Here is a 15,433-nt window from a genome sequence, read left to right on the forward strand (position 1 = left end):
GAACCACTAATTTCTCGAATTACACTAATGGGAATTTTAAGGATTTGTGAAGTGGTAGAGGTTTGAAGGTTACTTTTTAGGTTTGAAATGTTTTTAAATTTGTAGCGCTGAAGCGCTGGGATTGGCACGAAGGGATTGCGCAGAGGTACTTTGGTAATTTCCACTGAGGCTCGGAGGAGCACGGTGGGAAAGTTTGAAAACTGTAATTAGGAAAGTCCAAGCCCGCCTGCATCGGACAGGTCTGAAGACTTGAACCAGTTGGTCAAGAGGTTTGAACCAGAGGGGTCAAACCTATGGCATCAAAATAAAGTCCGAATTCCAATTGGTAAACGTAACTATTTTAAATATTTCTATCAACTTTAATAAATTACATGTGGTTAAGTAAAAAAATGTTTGATGACAAATCCATTTATTTATAAATTGTCAAAATGTTAAACATTGTAGGCTATCATGGAACTAGTGCTGATTCCGCTGCAAGCATTATTAAAGAGGGATTTAAAAACTCTGAAGGTGAAAATGAATGGATTGGCAAAGGTACTTACTTCTTTATTAGAGGAATTAGTTCCACTCCTAGCAATCAAGCTCTCGAATGGGCAATCGCCGAAGCTTGGGACAATACAAGCAAAATAAATACATATAAAAGGTTTGCAGTAATTAAATCTGAAATTGAGGTAGAAGAAGAACATTTATTGGATTTAACGACTGAAGATGGGGTGAATATTTTAAATTATATAATCTAGGCTCATAAAAATAAAATTCAAAATATGGGTCGCTTTTTTGATTATAAAGACGGATATATAATTGATTTTGCAAGAGGAGAAGGATTATTAAATATTGACGTTGTTAAAGGAAATTATTATATTAAATTTGCGGAACAAAGAAAAAGAGGAATAAATCTTAGAACAGCTAATTGTACCATTTGTTCTGTTTATGAACCAAATAAGAACATTACAAGTTCTACGATAGTAAAAGAGGGAGACATATAGCCATGAAATTAACTGAAGAATTAAAGCGAAAAATTGACAGCTACTTTGAAATAGTCACTTCAGAGGATCTTTATAAGGTTTCATCTATCAAATATGGTTTCCAAGAAGATTTATCTTTAGATGTTAAAGATAAATTATTCACTCATATCAATGTAAATTTGTATCATAAAAATACTGAATATTCTTTAGACACCAATTCACCCACCGATCCATTGCCTCAGGCAGCGTAAACATGAAAATTCAACTATTAGATTGGAGAATTGAACACCTCAATTATGACATAATTCTTGAAGAAGGAAGAAAAGATAATGTTTTTGATTTAAGTACTTGGCACTCATTTCCAGAAGACAGTGAAAGTATATTTTTGGTAGGTTTCAAGATCAAAGTCAATGATTTGAATTTTGATTTAAATGTTGAATGTACATTTCGTTTTGAGGTAGATAATAAGATAACAGATGAGTTCAAACTGTCGCATTTCCCAAAAGTTAATGCTCCTGCGATTGCTTTTCCATTTTTAAGAGCTTTTATATCTAATTTCACATTACAAGCTGGTATGAATCCTGTAATATTACCGTCAATAAATTTTACAGAAATTAACAATTCAGCTAAATAGAAATCGTTATTTCCTCTGGTAATCGTCTTGGATGCGGACGATGTCGGATTCGTCGGATGGGTTGGTGGGGTCGGTGTGGACCCAGATTTCTGCGACTATGCCCCAGGTATCTTTACCTATCAACCTGTGACGCTCTCCTTGTGCCAGCTTGATCAGGTCCCCTATTTCCATATCGGTAGCTGGATTTTCTTGGTTTGTGAATGATCTTGAGATGGCGGCTTTGCCAGCTACGAGTTTCCAGAGTTCTGATCTACGGTGGTGGTACTGCCAGGAGAGTTTTTGATTTGGTGCAACCAATAGGATCTTGGGACTGTAAGAGAGTGAGCTGTCTAAGTCTAAATCAAGCTCTGAAAAGAATTGCTTGCTGAAAGCCTCTATTTGGTCTGGGTCAATGACTAAAAAACCACCCCAGGGTCTATGAAAGTCTTCTGAGCAAATATTAAAGCCTAAATCTATTATATTTGACTTGATTTCATCAAAAAACTTGAACTTTTCTTTTGCTTCTGGAAAAAATGAAAATATCATTATTTCTTATTAAAGAGGTAAATTAAACTGACTTGGGAGTGGATGGAGAATAGGTTTTCTCCTCTGGGGTATTCAGGGGTACTGTCAGGGGCTAGTTGCCATTGGTAATTCATGCCATTGATCAATTGGAGTTTGGAGCTGAGGAGTAGGTTATTCCATTGCTTATCGAATAGGAAGCCAACACTGAGGTCTATCCAAGGTTTATGTTCTTGCTGCTGACCGAAAGCACGATAAAAGAAGTCTTGATGATTCTCTAGGCGTTCAAGGAGAATCCCCATTTTGTTGAATTTTTCAACCAAGGAGATTTCTAGGGTTTGGACGTTGGAGCCTGTTCCAATGCCTACTCCGAGGGCTTGGCCGTAATGAGCAAAACCTCTTGCTCTGGAATGAGTATGCCAAGATTGGCCTCCACGTAAATTAGGGTATCTTAAATATCTATTCACAGACTCCTGTTGATGGGTAATTTCACCTCTTACTTGGATTAACTTTTTATCCATATATGTCTGAAATAGCTTAGTGAAACCAAAAAGATATGCTCGAGCATGTTCAGGGTTTAAAACAGCTTCTCTCCAATTAAAAGCATGGTCTCTCCTACCGTATTCAAAGTAAACTTCAGCATTGGCTTTTGGGGCCACAAACCTTGCAATTACGGTAGCTTGTTGATCTTTGCCTTCTGCATCTTTGTCAAACCCAACTTCAACTTTCTGAAAAGCATCAAAAATTGGGAAATAATCTCTAAATAGTTCTCCTCTGAATTCATTGTATTGTTGAAAGGTCCTTGTAAAACCTACAAATAAACCAGGGATCCATTTTGGATTAAAAGAAACTGTAATTCCATTCAAGTATCTCCAATCACCAGAGAATGACCTTCCAAATCTGTTATTTAATTCATCAAACTGTGTTGGTTGAAGCCCTGAGTTTTCTAATCTTCCTACAATGATCTGCCCTTCAAAATTCCCTATAAATGTTTTAGCTGGCTTTATCGTATTGAGCGTTAAATGAGGGAATCCTTGTGCATTATTAGAAAAAGTTAGCGAATTAAAATGTCCTGGACCCCACCAAATATTTTCAGTACTTACTCCTGCTTCAAAGGCTCCTACTTCTAAACTAATTTTTGATTGCCCCCAACTTATATTTTCATAACCTTCTTTCCCAAAGCGTTCTGGATAATCTCCATAATTTAAAAAATAGAACATATCCCTTACTTCCTCGGTCGTTCTATTCTCACCAAATCCTTGAAAGCTATTGTTTTGAGCGAGAACAATCTCAGGCTGAATTTGAATTTTGAGAAAGGATAATTTTGCGTAAAATCCTGTAGAAGTGTAAGATTGAAGCCCTGCACTTGGAATCATTGGTCCATCCCCCCAGCCATACTGTCGATTGGAGTTCCATTGTACTGTTTGTGTTACAGGCAATGCAGCAAACTTGATTTGCTTGTAAGATTTTGCCTGCGAATTATCTGCAATCGAGTAGCTAAATTCTTCTAGGCGATCGGTTTGAAAGGGTCTATAATTGAAAGAAGCATTGGTAGAATCGAAGCCATTGGTTAGTTGATCTCTTCTCAGGAACTCTTGTAACTGCCTGTTATTGGAAATAAAGTTTTGGCTTACTAGATCAAAAGTAAGGCCACCAAATAATAGGAAAAATAAAATTATACTCTTATTCATTTCACCTCCCAATCAAACCAATACTTATAATCATACTTGAAATTATCATTTTTAGCTTCCTCTAAAGAAAGGTCAGAAAATATAAGTATTTTGGAATTTGGTTCCAATGCTTTTATACCGTTTGCATGCCCTTTAGGTATATGTAATATTTCTCTGTCGGATGCATGCATATTCTCAAAAGACGCTTTTAGATCAGTGCTTGGACTTTCAAAACTATCTAATTTCACCATGCTATTGTGAAAGCTCCTTGAATCACATAAAACCAATTGTTCTCAATTTTATGCCCTAGCCATGCCCTAATTACAGTAGTATCTGAGTGCTCTATTTGATACATTCTATTAACTTTTTCTAATGAAAAATCATTGAAGGCTACAAGCTTACCCCTCTCATCAATAAATGTTCTTCCTACTGAAATTAAATTAACCATAAACAATCAATTCTTTTCAATTCAGAAAATAAAATCATATATAATCCTCTATTAAATAACAATGAAGTTCTTTGAGGTTTATCGATTTATCTTTAATTCTATTATCTGTATCAACAACATAACCTATTCCATCATGTTCGCCATTTTTAATTGCAACAAAAGCAATATACTTTTTAAAATTATTAACAATAATATCCCCTTTAATACTAAAATCATCATCAATATCTGACGAGAAAATTAATTCAACAAATAAACTTTTTCCCCGATTATCTATTTCAAAAATCCTTTCATCACCATTATTATTTGTATATTTACTTAAAACTATTTCTGCTTCTTTTGCATCTTCTGAAGAATTAAATTCAATTAAAAAATCTCTTGACATTCTTGGAAAAACCTTGGTATATTTTGTAACTCCAATCTTTTTTAAAAATTCAGCATGCTCTTTAATTCTCCAATAGAATGTTAGATTTTCGTGCGGTTTTTGATGAAGACCTGTTGCAACAATAAGTCTTGCATCAAGCTTCAGTATTTTACCTATTATACTATCGTATAATTCTAGGATTTCGAACAAAGGATCCTGATCTTTTGGACAATACCACTCTGGATTGTTAAATTCTCCATTATAAGCAGAAGAGTTGAACATGTAATGGTGTTGAAAATGGGCGCCAGTGTTGAGAAAAAGGTTTGCAAAGTCAGGAGTACTTTTTTTCCATTCCTTTATAAATGTATCAGATAGTAATTTATCAAGTATAATTGCTCTTACTCCTATTTGTGTTTTTAATTTTGCAATCTTATTTATGTAAAAAGTATAGTCATTTGGAGAGGTATATTTCCCAAGGCCTTTAATTAATGCTAATATTGATTTTTTTGTTAATTTTCCATGTGCATTATCATTGACGGCTTGACTCACAGCATCACTTAAACCTACAAATATTTTGTTCCCAATAGGTTTCGTTTTAGTCCAAGGATCTGGTGCAAAAAAAACAGGTCTAACAAGCCTATTATCCACATTAAAAGGACTGACTGCACCAACTGTATATCCTTTTTTTTCTATTGCTTCAAAGATTTGAGTTAAGTCTTTTCTATCAACTATATCTCCTAACCTAAAGACATTGTGTTCTTCAAAACTTTTACCTGTAGTAATTGTAACCCACTGTATCCAAGGCTCCAGTAAATGATATTCATTTTCAGAATAAGTCTCGACAATTCTATTTTCTGAAAATAACTTATTAAAATTATTCAGCTTCCCTTCTTTGATATAAGACTGAATATATTCAAAATTTAACTCATTTAAGCCTAATAAAATAGTTTTTTTCATGTGTTTATAAAATTTTCTTCTTAATTAATAAAGAGTCCTTGGGTCAATTTTACGTATTAAACTATGAAAAGGACGCTCTATAAAACTTGGGAGTAGAGCTCTAAAAACAGGAAAAAAAACTCCTATATATGCATAGCTACTAACATTTTTCAATTTGTTTAGTCCTTTTACACCAATTATTGCCTGAGAAAAAGCAACTTTAATATTATTCTTTTTATAATAATCATTTGTAAACCTGTAATATAATAGAAACTCTGGAATATTTGAAAAAATCAATCCGTGAGAGGCAGCTCTTAACCACATTTCATAATCTTGTCTTCGCTTTAGATCATTTCTGTAAGAGCCGATAGATAAAATAGATTGTTTTTTATAAGCTACAGACGGATGTATAATTGGACAAGTCCAAATTATTTTAATAATATTATCGTGTTCTACAGGATAGGTTCTGCGATTAAGCATGTTACCATCATTGTCAATATCAATTGCCCAGGAGCCAACAATATCAACACTTGGATTTGACAAAAAGAAATTTATTTGTTTTTCAAATCTCATTGGATGGCATATGTCATCTGAATCCATTCTCACTACAATTTCATTTTCGCAATGCATTAATCCTAAATTCAAAGCATTTCCTAGTCCAATGTTAGTTTTAATTTTAATTCTTTTTATTACAATTTTCTTCTCAAATTCTTTAATAAGTTCATCATGCCTTTTTTTTAATGGCCCATCTTCTACTAAAATAATTTCTGACGGCAGAAGAGTTTGATTAATGATACTTTCAAGAGCTTCTCCAAGCTGAGATACACTATCCTTGATATAACAAGAAATCAATACCGAGAAATTCATTTACTTTGACTATTTAAGTTTATCCAATATAATCTCCTTTTACCTTCATGTACTGAATCAAAAAATATTTTTTCTCCATCAGGACTGAATCGTGGATGTAAATCAGATCTAGTTTCTCCATAATAAGAAAGGCTTTCATAAAAGCCTCCTATTTCTTCTAATTTACTGGAAGAAATATCATAAATAAAAAGATGTTTCATCCTAGACTTATCAGGGTATGTATCAAATAAAACTTTATAATTATTAAAAGTTGGATGACCATCACCGTATTTATCTATTATCCCTTCCCCAAGAATTTCTTTTGAAGCATCTTCAATATTAATTCTGTAAAAGCGATCACCAAATTCCTTATCTCTTAGATAAGAGATAATCGTCTTATTATCAACCCAACAACAATGGCTAACCATTTCGTCATCACAAAGTAATTTTAAATTATTACCATCCACATCCGCTATTAATAGTCTATCAAATCGTTTTTTATTAATGAAATACCTATGTAAAAACATAAACTTTTCCCCATTAGGTGATACCATAATATGATTTACCTTATGTGTAGCCTTATCCATTTGTATTTTATGTCCAACTTCAATTATTTGCTGTAAACTTAAAATCATTTCTTTTTTTAATGAAACAAAGTCAATAAAAAAAACACCATCATTTTTTAATTCAAAAAGATCATCATTACTCAATGGCGGCTTATTTCTATAACCATAATCAGGTCTCAATGACATTAAGCGCTCAAAATTTAAAGTTAGAGCGAATTGATTTTTAAAGCAATCATAAATTGGAGATGGAATCTTCTTTAAGTTTCCAGTTTTAACGTTTGCTATTATAGAAACATATTCTCCTTTGTCAAAGTTATTAAAAATAAATTCTTCATCATTTACCCACTGAGCTTTTGATCCCTGTTGCCAATTATAAGCATAACTTTCATGAGAAAATATTTCTTTCTGTTTAACCAAATCATAAACTTTCAAAAAAACAGGAACTGTAGCAGAAGGCAGTTTTTTTGTTGAAATTTCCGATTCATGATATATAATGTATTTACCATTATTGCAAATTGGTGATTTGTCGTAATATCCAAAAAATGTTTCACGCTCTCCTGAATCAATTGTTTGAATTTGATATTTTGTTTGATAACTATAATTTTTTTTATATATTAAATAATTAATTTTCTGGTACAGTCTTTTCGCACTAGATTTTAGCCCTGGGAACTGGGAAAGAAGATTTGCTATGTACCTTTCCGTAACATTAAAATTTGTATTCATATGAATTTTTCTAAAGACTAATTAAGCAAATTGTTATCTGGAAGTTTTAGCTCTTAAAAAAATCAATAAGTATGGACTAATGGCTGCTATAAAAGCTAGAACTAAAGGCTTTATCTTAAATGAAATCATAAAAGATTTAAAATAATATTTAAAGGGAGAATATCTTAACCCAATAGAAATACCTTGCGCAGAAAGAAATTCAAATTGTTTTGATTTCCTAAGACGAATTTCCGAATCAGAAAGATTATTAAGTACAAGCTCTTTATGTTTTGAATTTAATAATTTAATAGCTGTTTCGTAATTAACGATATTAGCTGATATTCTACTCCTTTTTTGTAAAGACCTATATGAAATACATAAAGCCTTACTCACAACAGAAATTTTAAATCCTCCACTGATCAGCCGTATCCATAAATCATATTCTTCTCTAGCAGGAAAATTAATATCAAAACCTCCTATATTTAGAAATGCTTGTTTTTTAATAACTGCTGAAATAGTAGCTCCCAAGTAGTTTTCAATTAGAATTTGCTTGAGAGGATCTTTCACAATAGATGTATTTGTTATATAGGATAAATCTTTATTCTCATATTTAATGAGAATTTTAGAAAAAATCACATCAGCTCCACTCTTGTCTATTTCTTTAACCTGTTCACTTAATTTATCAGGTAACCATTCATCATCATCGTCTAAAAAACTGATATAATCTCCTTTAGAAAATTCAACTCCTAGATTTCTTGATGAAGATGCTCCGCTTCCACAAGCATTATTAATATAAAATAAATTTGACTGGCTAAATCCTTTTATTAAATTTTCAGTTTCTTGACAATTAACATCATCAACTATTAATATCTCAAAAGCATTATACTTTTGCTCTATAACACTTTGAATCGCCCGTTTCAATAATTTAGGTCGATTATGAGTTGGGATTATAACTGATATTTTATACATTCTTTAAACTTTATTTGCTATATAATCGGATAATCTAGTACCTAATACTTTTTTAACTAGAACTTTAAAAAATGTCAGTGTGATGATATATGAGTAATATAAGTATGATTTCCAATTTCTATTGACAATAGACCAAAAGTGAAACTTAACTTTAAGTCTATTTTGATCTGAAACCCCGCCTGCTAAAAACTTAGCCACTACTAGATCTAATTTTTGAAATTGATAACCTTGGATATACACAGAATAAAAAAATTTGAAATCAGCAACAATTCTTTCTTGAATATCGAATTCCATCTTTTTGTAGAGTGAAGACTTCACAAAAGTAGCTTGATGATTGAACTGTGAACCTTTCCATAGGTTACGTGCTAATCCAGACTCTATAATTTTATTTAAACCACTCTGATATTGAAGCATGTAGTTACCATAAACTACATCTGATTTATTACATAATGTAACAAATTTTTCAATAACAAAATTATCAATAAAGGTATCACCAGCATTCATGAAGTTAATATAATGCCCTTTTGATAGCCTAATACCTTTATTCATTGCATCGTAAATACCATTATCTTTTTCTGATAGCCAAATATCTAATTGATTTTCATACTTTTTAATTATATCTATTGTTCCATCACGTGAGCCTCCATCAATAATTATGAATTCTATATTTGAGTAACTCTGATTCAAAACACTTAAAATTGTCTTTTCAAGGCATTCTTTACCATTGAAAACTACAGTAATAATTGAAATTACCATATTTCTTTATTTGACTTTTTTACATTTCCTTTAAATTCAAAGCCTCCTTCTATTCTAAAATTTCTTTCTAGAGGAAAAAAAAATGAAGATTTATTTTTAATAATATTTTTAAATATAGAACTACTGAATTTAAAGCTCATTACTTTTTATTTCTTGATACAAGCAAGACTCCAGATAAGTATACTATAATTAACGACCTATAATTCCCTTCAATTACAACATCTTGTTGCAAGATTAAAAATGTAATGAAAAATATAAAAAAACTCAAGCTTTTTAGTCTTTTATACTTAAAAGAGGAAATGAAAATAAATAAAATTGCAAAAAACAAACTTATTGATGGTATCCACCCTGCTAATCTAGCATTATCTAAAAATACATTGTGAAACCAATAAGTTTTTTCAATTGATGTATCTACTTCAAACCCACCAAAAGGATAATATAATAGTTGTTCCATTCCGTGTGCATAATGTCGTGAACGCGTACTTTCTAACCCTTTCTCAAATCTTGTAAGTGAAAATTCAACGTACAGAGAGAAAAAATCACTATTATTAAATAGGTATAATAAACAAATTGTAAATATCATAAAAAAGCTAAGTAGCTTCAAAAATTGAAATAGGGTTAAATCATATGATATTAATAATAAAAGAGATAGAAAAATAATTATGAAAAAAGTTCTCCCCCCTAAAAATACACCAGAAACTAAACAAGTTAAAAACAATACTAATACTACTAGCTTTATTTTCTTATTCGACCCTTTAAATAAGAAAAAGAGTAGAACTGTAGAGAATATAGCTAAACTGTTACTTACACTAGGTGAATTAATTTCTATTTTTGTAAAAGGATCAATAAGTAGGCCATAACCATAAATTATAGGATCTGTAAAAAAAGAATATATTGTTATAATTAAAGCTTCGAATCCCATTCCAAAAATAAAACAAATCAGTAATTTAATTTGTCTCTGTCGATTTTGTACCTGAAATATATAGCCAACAACAATAAGAGAGAACATAATAGCTGAAAAATTCAAATATGGGTTATCTAATTTTAACCTATTGAATCCGAAAGAAAAAATTGGAACTATCGTTATCAAAAATAGACTAGATAAAAGAGCAAAGTTTTTACTTATACCTCCATTCAAAAGTTTATTAGCAGTAAAAAAAATCCAGATAGTAAAAATTGGTAAATAAAATGATATTTTATTTAAACCTAGAGCAAAAAAAGCTACATACAGAAAAAAATTAATTTTAAATGATCTAATATCAATCTTAATCATTATTTATTATTCAAAGCTGACGAACTAAATTTAAACAATCATATTGCTATAAAGTAAAAGGTAATTTCACGCTTACTAATTTTCACTCCATTAAATATTCAAATTATTTTTTTCAATAAAATAGTGATTCTGTTAAATTTTATCCGTAAGCTAAGCTACATTCCAGCTATGGACTCTATTAACTTTGATAAATACGTTCAATTTACTCGTTAGCAATACTCCGTATAATCATATATTTTTTTAGTATTTTTTTCGATTTGTTAACTATTTTTAAAAATATAGTTTTCTTTATACTTTTGTAATATAGCTTAATTCTTTTAACAGCTATTTCTGACTCAAAAATTGGTTCATCAAAGTTCAAACTATTTTTTGTATTCAACTCAAAATTATGAACATTCCCTGAATCAACACAATTGGTTCCTGACCCATCAAAACCTACATTTTCAACGTATGAAACAGTAGGATGAAGACATAATCCATTATTCTTAAAAATTGAAGCATACCAAAAAATTGCCCATGTATTTAATTTCCCTTTTAAATTTTTTACTATTTGAGGCCAAAATATTCCTGATCCTTCCAAATCAAAAACATATTTCTGTTTTGCTGAAAATTCTTTTTTCAGCTTTATCGGATCTTTTTCAAAGTATTCCCATTTATCAGCCCAAGTAGCCCAACCCCAACAAATCATACCTCTCCAAAAGTAAACATCATTCAATCCTTCACTACTCATTGGATAATTCCAACCACTTATATGCCAAACTTTATGGTTTTTATTATAATAATCTAAAGCAGAATTCATAAATGTTAAGAAAAAGGGACTTGTTACAATATCATCTTCCAAAACTATAACTTTACCAAACTTTTTAATATTAATAGTAACACCATCAATAATATTTGAAGCTAAACCCAGATTTTTTTCTCTTTCTATAATTTCTATTGATTTAAATCCATCTATCGTTTTTAAGTAATTTCTTACCTCAAGTACCTCGTTATAATTTAATTCATTTTTATTTCCATCAGAATAAATAATTAAGTCACTTCTTTCGGCTAGTTTATTTTTTTGCAGTGCCTCAATAGTCATTCGTGTATGTCTAGGCCTATTATAAACGAATAAAATAATCGGTGCTAAAATCATTTTGCTATTAATTTAATATAATTATAAAATATCAAAGCCCTTATTTGCATATAAAATAATGGCCTAACATCTTTTGAAAATGCATTGAGAAACACACTACTAAAAGACTGACTTATTACTGTTGCTATAGCGGAACCTGTTATTCCAAATTTTGGGATTAACAAATAGTTTAATCCAATATTAAGTAAACCACCCCAAGCAGTTCTGTAAAAGGAGAATTTTTGTAAGTTTTCAATCAAGAACCATTTGCTACTCAAAACTCCAAGAAAAACAAATACACCAGCCCAAATGTGTATCGATAATACTTTGCCAGCTTCTATATAATCACCACCAAACAATAAAAAAATCAATTTATGGGAAAGAAATGTCATTGAGATAGCAATTATCAATGATAAAACTACCATAATATCAAATAATTTTTCAATTCTTCTTTTATAGAGTTTTGAATTATTCTCTTTCAATTTTATTAAAGAAGGAAAAATGGAAGATGCAATTACTGTGGGAAGAAAATACCAAACCTCACTAATTTGAACAGCCACTGAATATAAACCAACTTCCTTTTCACCCAAAATTTTACCAATCATTATCTTATCTATCTGCATATATAGCATAATCGATAAGCCAGCTAAAATAAGAGGCCATCCTTCATTAAGAAGATACTTCATTCTATATATAGAAAAAGACCAATCCCTAACTTTTAATCCCTTTGACCTATATACTCCAAATAATATTATAGCGATAAGAAATGATTCGAATAAAAAAGCCCAAGCAAACATAATTACGGGCAGCCCATAATAGATGAATATAATCTTAATTATTGCTGATATAAAAAAAACACTATTTTCAACCCAAACTTGAAATTTAGATTGTACTTGAGATTCAAACCAAAAAGAAATAATTTCAGAGGCTTTAAAAACCATCGTACCACTAACTATTAACACTAAATAATGCAATATATCATTTTCAGGTTCATATAATTTAATTGATATGAAAGATATAAACATTACGGATATTCCACCAAACACCCTCATGTAAAAGCTAGTACCTAAAATTTCAAATTGATTAGCTTTGTTTTTTACAATTTCTCTAACAACCAATCCTTGCAATCCTAATGAGGCTAGTGCTGAAAATAGGAGAATAAAAGATTTAGCATAATTTAATAAACCAAAATCCTTAGGGCCTAAATATCTTGCAACCCATACTCCTACAAATAATCCCAACCCCATCCTAAATAACTTATCAAAAAATAGCCAAATCACATTCTCGAAAATAATGTTATTCTTAGATAAATTAAGAAAATATTTTTTAACAATATTCTCACCTTTATAATTAATCATGATTAATTTGTGAAATAAGATTATACATATTCAAAATCATATTTTTAATATGTAGCAATTCAAATTAATGAATTCAGCATATCTACCTTGTAAGCTCATATTCTCCGTAGTGTAATTATCTATTAAATTGAACACTGAGTTCAAGCAGTAAACGATTTTCAATATTTGAAATCAGAATCAAAAATGAATAATTTGTACAAATGCAAATAATTAAAAAAAAGCATTGATATAAGGTTTTATTCAAAATAATATAATTAGAATATTAATAATTTTTCAAAAAAAGTCGATTGATTACAGTTTACAATCAAGCAATATTTAACTTAAAATAGTCAAATATTAATAGAGACCTTGGGAATAACATTGCATCTAAAAAAGTGATCTATCGAAGTTACTCAAAACACCACTTATTATTTGGTGGCGATTCATAAATTCATTTTTATTATCTCGCTTCTCTTGATTTAAATATTCAATAATTTGTTTTGAAGCGATAATTAAATCTTCACTGAGTCTTAAATGATTTGATAATTTGCTAAACTCCTTTTCAAAACCAAAATCTGTTTTTACAGTAGCTAAATTTGGATTATACAAATATGATTTAAGTAAAGCACCTTCAATTGGAGCAGACCATAAAGACGGGTTCAAAACTAGTCTAGAACTAATTACCATATTTTTAAGACCACTTTCCCAAGAACATGGAATAAATTTCAAATTTTCATTATAAATGTTAAACCCTAAATAACTTTCCACTTCATTTTTGGAAAAAGGAATTGCAAATGAAAATTGTGGCAAAAGTAATGATAGATCAATAACATAGTTTATTCCTTTTGCAGATAAATTAGCGCCATGAAAAACTATATCGTATTTTACAGGAAAAGACTTTTCTTCATAAACAATATTTGAAAATTCACCTGTATCCATCCCTATTATTGTACACTTTATACCTTCTCCAAAATGATTTTCAAGTACTTTTTTTTGTAACTTATTCTGTGCTAAAAAAATCAAGGAGGGAGAAATTTCCTTTAGCTTTTTGAGGTAACTAATATTTTTATTTCTTTCGTAATTAATTGGAAATGGATTGCAATTTTCATCAATATTCGCAGAAGATCCAATGCATTTAAAGCATTCATTTCCAGTATTTGGATTATTATTATATGATTTAACACAAAAAAATCCATTATCCATAACATAAAAATAAACTTTATTTCGTTTAACTATTCTAAAAAACAAATTGTAACCTAAAGCTTGTGGGTGCAGTAAGATTACTTCTCTCTTAGACAATAGCCAAATTTTTGGAAAGTACAAAACAAAAAATCTAACTCTTTTCAGATACTCGATAATAATATTAAAGTATTGTTTTTTATAATAAAGATTCTTAATTGATCTCTTTTCTGGTTTAAATAGAATATCAATTTGTTCACTTTTTTTAACTATTATATTATTAATTAATCTTCCAACTCCTCCCTTACCTGGTCCAATTCCTGAAACGATTATTTTTCTTTTCATTTAATCTATTTTAGGCACGTATCTCATAATTTCACCATCCCTATAATCTAGTTCTCCTATAAGGAGCTTCCCTGTAGCATTCCATACTTCCCACCAGTATTGAGAAAACTCTAAAATTGACTTTGGTATTCCTGTTCCTAGATTCTCAATGAAAGGAACATGATTATCTCTTTTACATTGCTCAAGCAATCTTTTACAAACATATTCAACTGGAATAAAATCCCTGATTTGTTCACCTTTAGTCATAGGAAAATCTTTACCTTCAATTGCAGCTCGCTTTAATGAAGGCCATAATCTATCATTTGACTCTCCTTCCCCAAAAACATGGAAAATTCTAAAATATGATAGTGATAATTTAAATTGAACAGCCATTTGATAAAAGGCAATTGAGGAAGCTGCTTTAGAAGCAGAATAGCTTAATGTGGGTCTTAAAGGTGCATTAACTGGTATTTCCTTATACAATAAACCCGATTCTCCGTATTCGAAGCAACTACCTGCAATTACAAACTTTTTTAATCCTAAATTAACAGCCTTTTGAAATGCTTTTATTGGGGCAATAACATTCCAGTACATACAATTTTCTAAAGAATCATATGGCGGTTGCATTGAATGAGCTGCAAGGTGAACCACAATATCAATTCCTTTAAAATCATTTTCTTCCAACTCATCAATTGACTTGACAAGCCAATTTGGTTCTTTATCTAGTTCAATTCTTGGCTTTGAATAAAGACTCCTTTTTAAACCAACTACATCAAAACCATTTTTAATTGCAAGATTAATAAAATGGGAGCCAATAAACCCTGTTGCACCAGTAACGAAGATTTTCATGTT

The 15,433-nt window shown here is 30.3% G+C and carries 18 protein-coding genes; 4 read left to right on the forward strand and 14 right to left on the reverse strand.

The annotated features are described in order from the left end of the window. Positions 1-428: 428 nt before the first annotated feature. The 4 genes from BW935_RS18040 to BW935_RS08185 are packed head-to-tail and all read left to right on the forward strand — an operon-like array spanning position 429 to position 1,599. A complete protein-coding gene (locus BW935_RS18040; RefSeq protein ID WP_084565874.1) occupies positions 429-740 on the forward strand; it encodes a poly(ADP-ribose) polymerase family protein in 312 nt (103 codons plus the stop codon). Positions 741-764: 24 nt separating this feature from the next. After that, complete coding sequence (locus tag BW935_RS18045; protein ID WP_084565876.1) at positions 765-986, forward strand: hypothetical protein; 222 nt, start codon at positions 765-767, stop codon at positions 984-986. A gap of 2 nt (positions 987-988) precedes the next feature. Further along, positions 989-1,216 carry a hypothetical protein gene (locus tag BW935_RS08180; RefSeq protein ID WP_076500472.1) on the forward strand — a complete coding sequence of 76 codons (228 nt, stop codon included), beginning with the start codon at positions 989-991 and terminating at the stop codon, positions 1,214-1,216. Positions 1,217-1,218: 2 nt separating this feature from the next. Beyond that, complete coding sequence (locus BW935_RS08185; protein ID WP_076500474.1) at positions 1,219-1,599, forward strand: protein-export chaperone SecB; 381 nt, start codon at positions 1,219-1,221, stop codon at positions 1,597-1,599. 6 nt (positions 1,600-1,605) lie between these two features. On the opposite strand, the gene BW935_RS08190 is transcribed toward BW935_RS08185, so the two are convergent. The 14 genes from BW935_RS08190 to BW935_RS08250 all read right to left on the reverse strand — a co-directional run bounded on the left by BW935_RS08190 (position 1,606) and on the right by BW935_RS08250 (position 15,430). Then, a complete protein-coding gene (locus BW935_RS08190; protein WP_076500476.1) occupies positions 1,606-2,124 on the reverse strand; it encodes a cupin domain-containing protein in 519 nt (172 codons plus the stop codon). Beyond that, entirely contained in the window at positions 2,124-3,791 is a 1,668-nt protein-coding gene (locus tag BW935_RS08195) for a capsule assembly Wzi family protein (protein ID WP_076500478.1), read from the reverse strand. Before BW935_RS08195 ends, BW935_RS08190 begins: the two co-directional genes overlap by 1 nt. After that, positions 3,788-4,021: a hypothetical protein gene (locus BW935_RS18050; protein ID WP_084565878.1), complete on the reverse strand. Its 234-nt coding sequence runs from the start codon at positions 4,019-4,021 to the stop codon at positions 3,788-3,790. Before BW935_RS18050 ends, BW935_RS08195 begins: the two co-directional genes overlap by 4 nt. Then, positions 4,015-4,218: a hypothetical protein gene (locus BW935_RS18055; RefSeq protein WP_084565879.1), complete on the reverse strand. Its 204-nt coding sequence runs from the start codon at positions 4,216-4,218 to the stop codon at positions 4,015-4,017. Before BW935_RS18055 ends, BW935_RS18050 begins: the two co-directional genes overlap by 7 nt. Positions 4,219-4,252: 34 nt before the next feature. Further along, complete coding sequence (locus tag BW935_RS08205; RefSeq protein WP_076500480.1) at positions 4,253-5,536, reverse strand: hypothetical protein; 1,284 nt, start codon at positions 5,534-5,536, stop codon at positions 4,253-4,255. Positions 5,537-5,560: 24 nt separating this feature from the next. Continuing rightward, positions 5,561-6,382 (reverse strand): glycosyltransferase, encoded by an 822-nt coding sequence (locus BW935_RS08210; protein ID WP_076500482.1) that lies wholly within the window; start codon positions 6,380-6,382, stop codon positions 5,561-5,563. After that, positions 6,379-7,650 carry a TolB family protein gene (locus tag BW935_RS08215; protein WP_084565880.1) on the reverse strand — a complete coding sequence of 424 codons (1,272 nt, stop codon included), beginning with the start codon at positions 7,648-7,650 and terminating at the stop codon, positions 6,379-6,381. Before BW935_RS08215 ends, BW935_RS08210 begins: the two co-directional genes overlap by 4 nt. Positions 7,651-7,683: 33 nt before the next feature. Further along, the gene (locus BW935_RS08220; RefSeq protein WP_076500484.1) at positions 7,684-8,598 is read right to left on the reverse strand and encodes a glycosyltransferase family 2 protein; all 915 of its coding nucleotides are present in this window, start codon (positions 8,596-8,598) and stop codon (positions 7,684-7,686) included. A 3-nt stretch (positions 8,599-8,601) separates the two neighbouring features. Next, positions 8,602-9,354, reverse strand: coding sequence for a glycosyltransferase family 2 protein (locus BW935_RS08225; protein ID WP_076500486.1), 753 nt, complete (start codon positions 9,352-9,354; stop codon positions 8,602-8,604). 139 nt (positions 9,355-9,493) lie between these two features. Next, positions 9,494-10,627, reverse strand: coding sequence for a hypothetical protein (locus BW935_RS08230; RefSeq protein ID WP_076500488.1), 1,134 nt, complete (start codon positions 10,625-10,627; stop codon positions 9,494-9,496). 202 nt (positions 10,628-10,829) lie between these two features. Then, positions 10,830-11,708: a glycosyltransferase family protein gene (locus tag BW935_RS08235; protein WP_245802667.1), complete on the reverse strand. Its 879-nt coding sequence runs from the start codon at positions 11,706-11,708 to the stop codon at positions 10,830-10,832. A 50-nt stretch (positions 11,709-11,758) separates the two neighbouring features. Continuing rightward, positions 11,759-13,099: a flippase gene (locus BW935_RS08240; protein WP_084565882.1), complete on the reverse strand. Its 1,341-nt coding sequence runs from the start codon at positions 13,097-13,099 to the stop codon at positions 11,759-11,761. A gap of 366 nt (positions 13,100-13,465) precedes the next feature. Next, the gene (locus BW935_RS08245) at positions 13,466-14,602 is read right to left on the reverse strand and encodes a hypothetical protein (RefSeq protein WP_076500491.1); all 1,137 of its coding nucleotides are present in this window, start codon (positions 14,600-14,602) and stop codon (positions 13,466-13,468) included. Then, positions 14,603-15,430, reverse strand: a complete 828-nt coding sequence (locus tag BW935_RS08250) for an NAD-dependent epimerase/dehydratase family protein (RefSeq protein ID WP_076500493.1) — start codon at positions 15,428-15,430, stop codon at positions 14,603-14,605. Positions 15,431-15,433 lie beyond the last annotated feature (3 nt).

This window comes from Belliella pelovolcani, assembly GCF_900156785.1.
GTDB lineage: Bacteria > Bacteroidota > Bacteroidia > Cytophagales > Cyclobacteriaceae > Belliella > Belliella pelovolcani.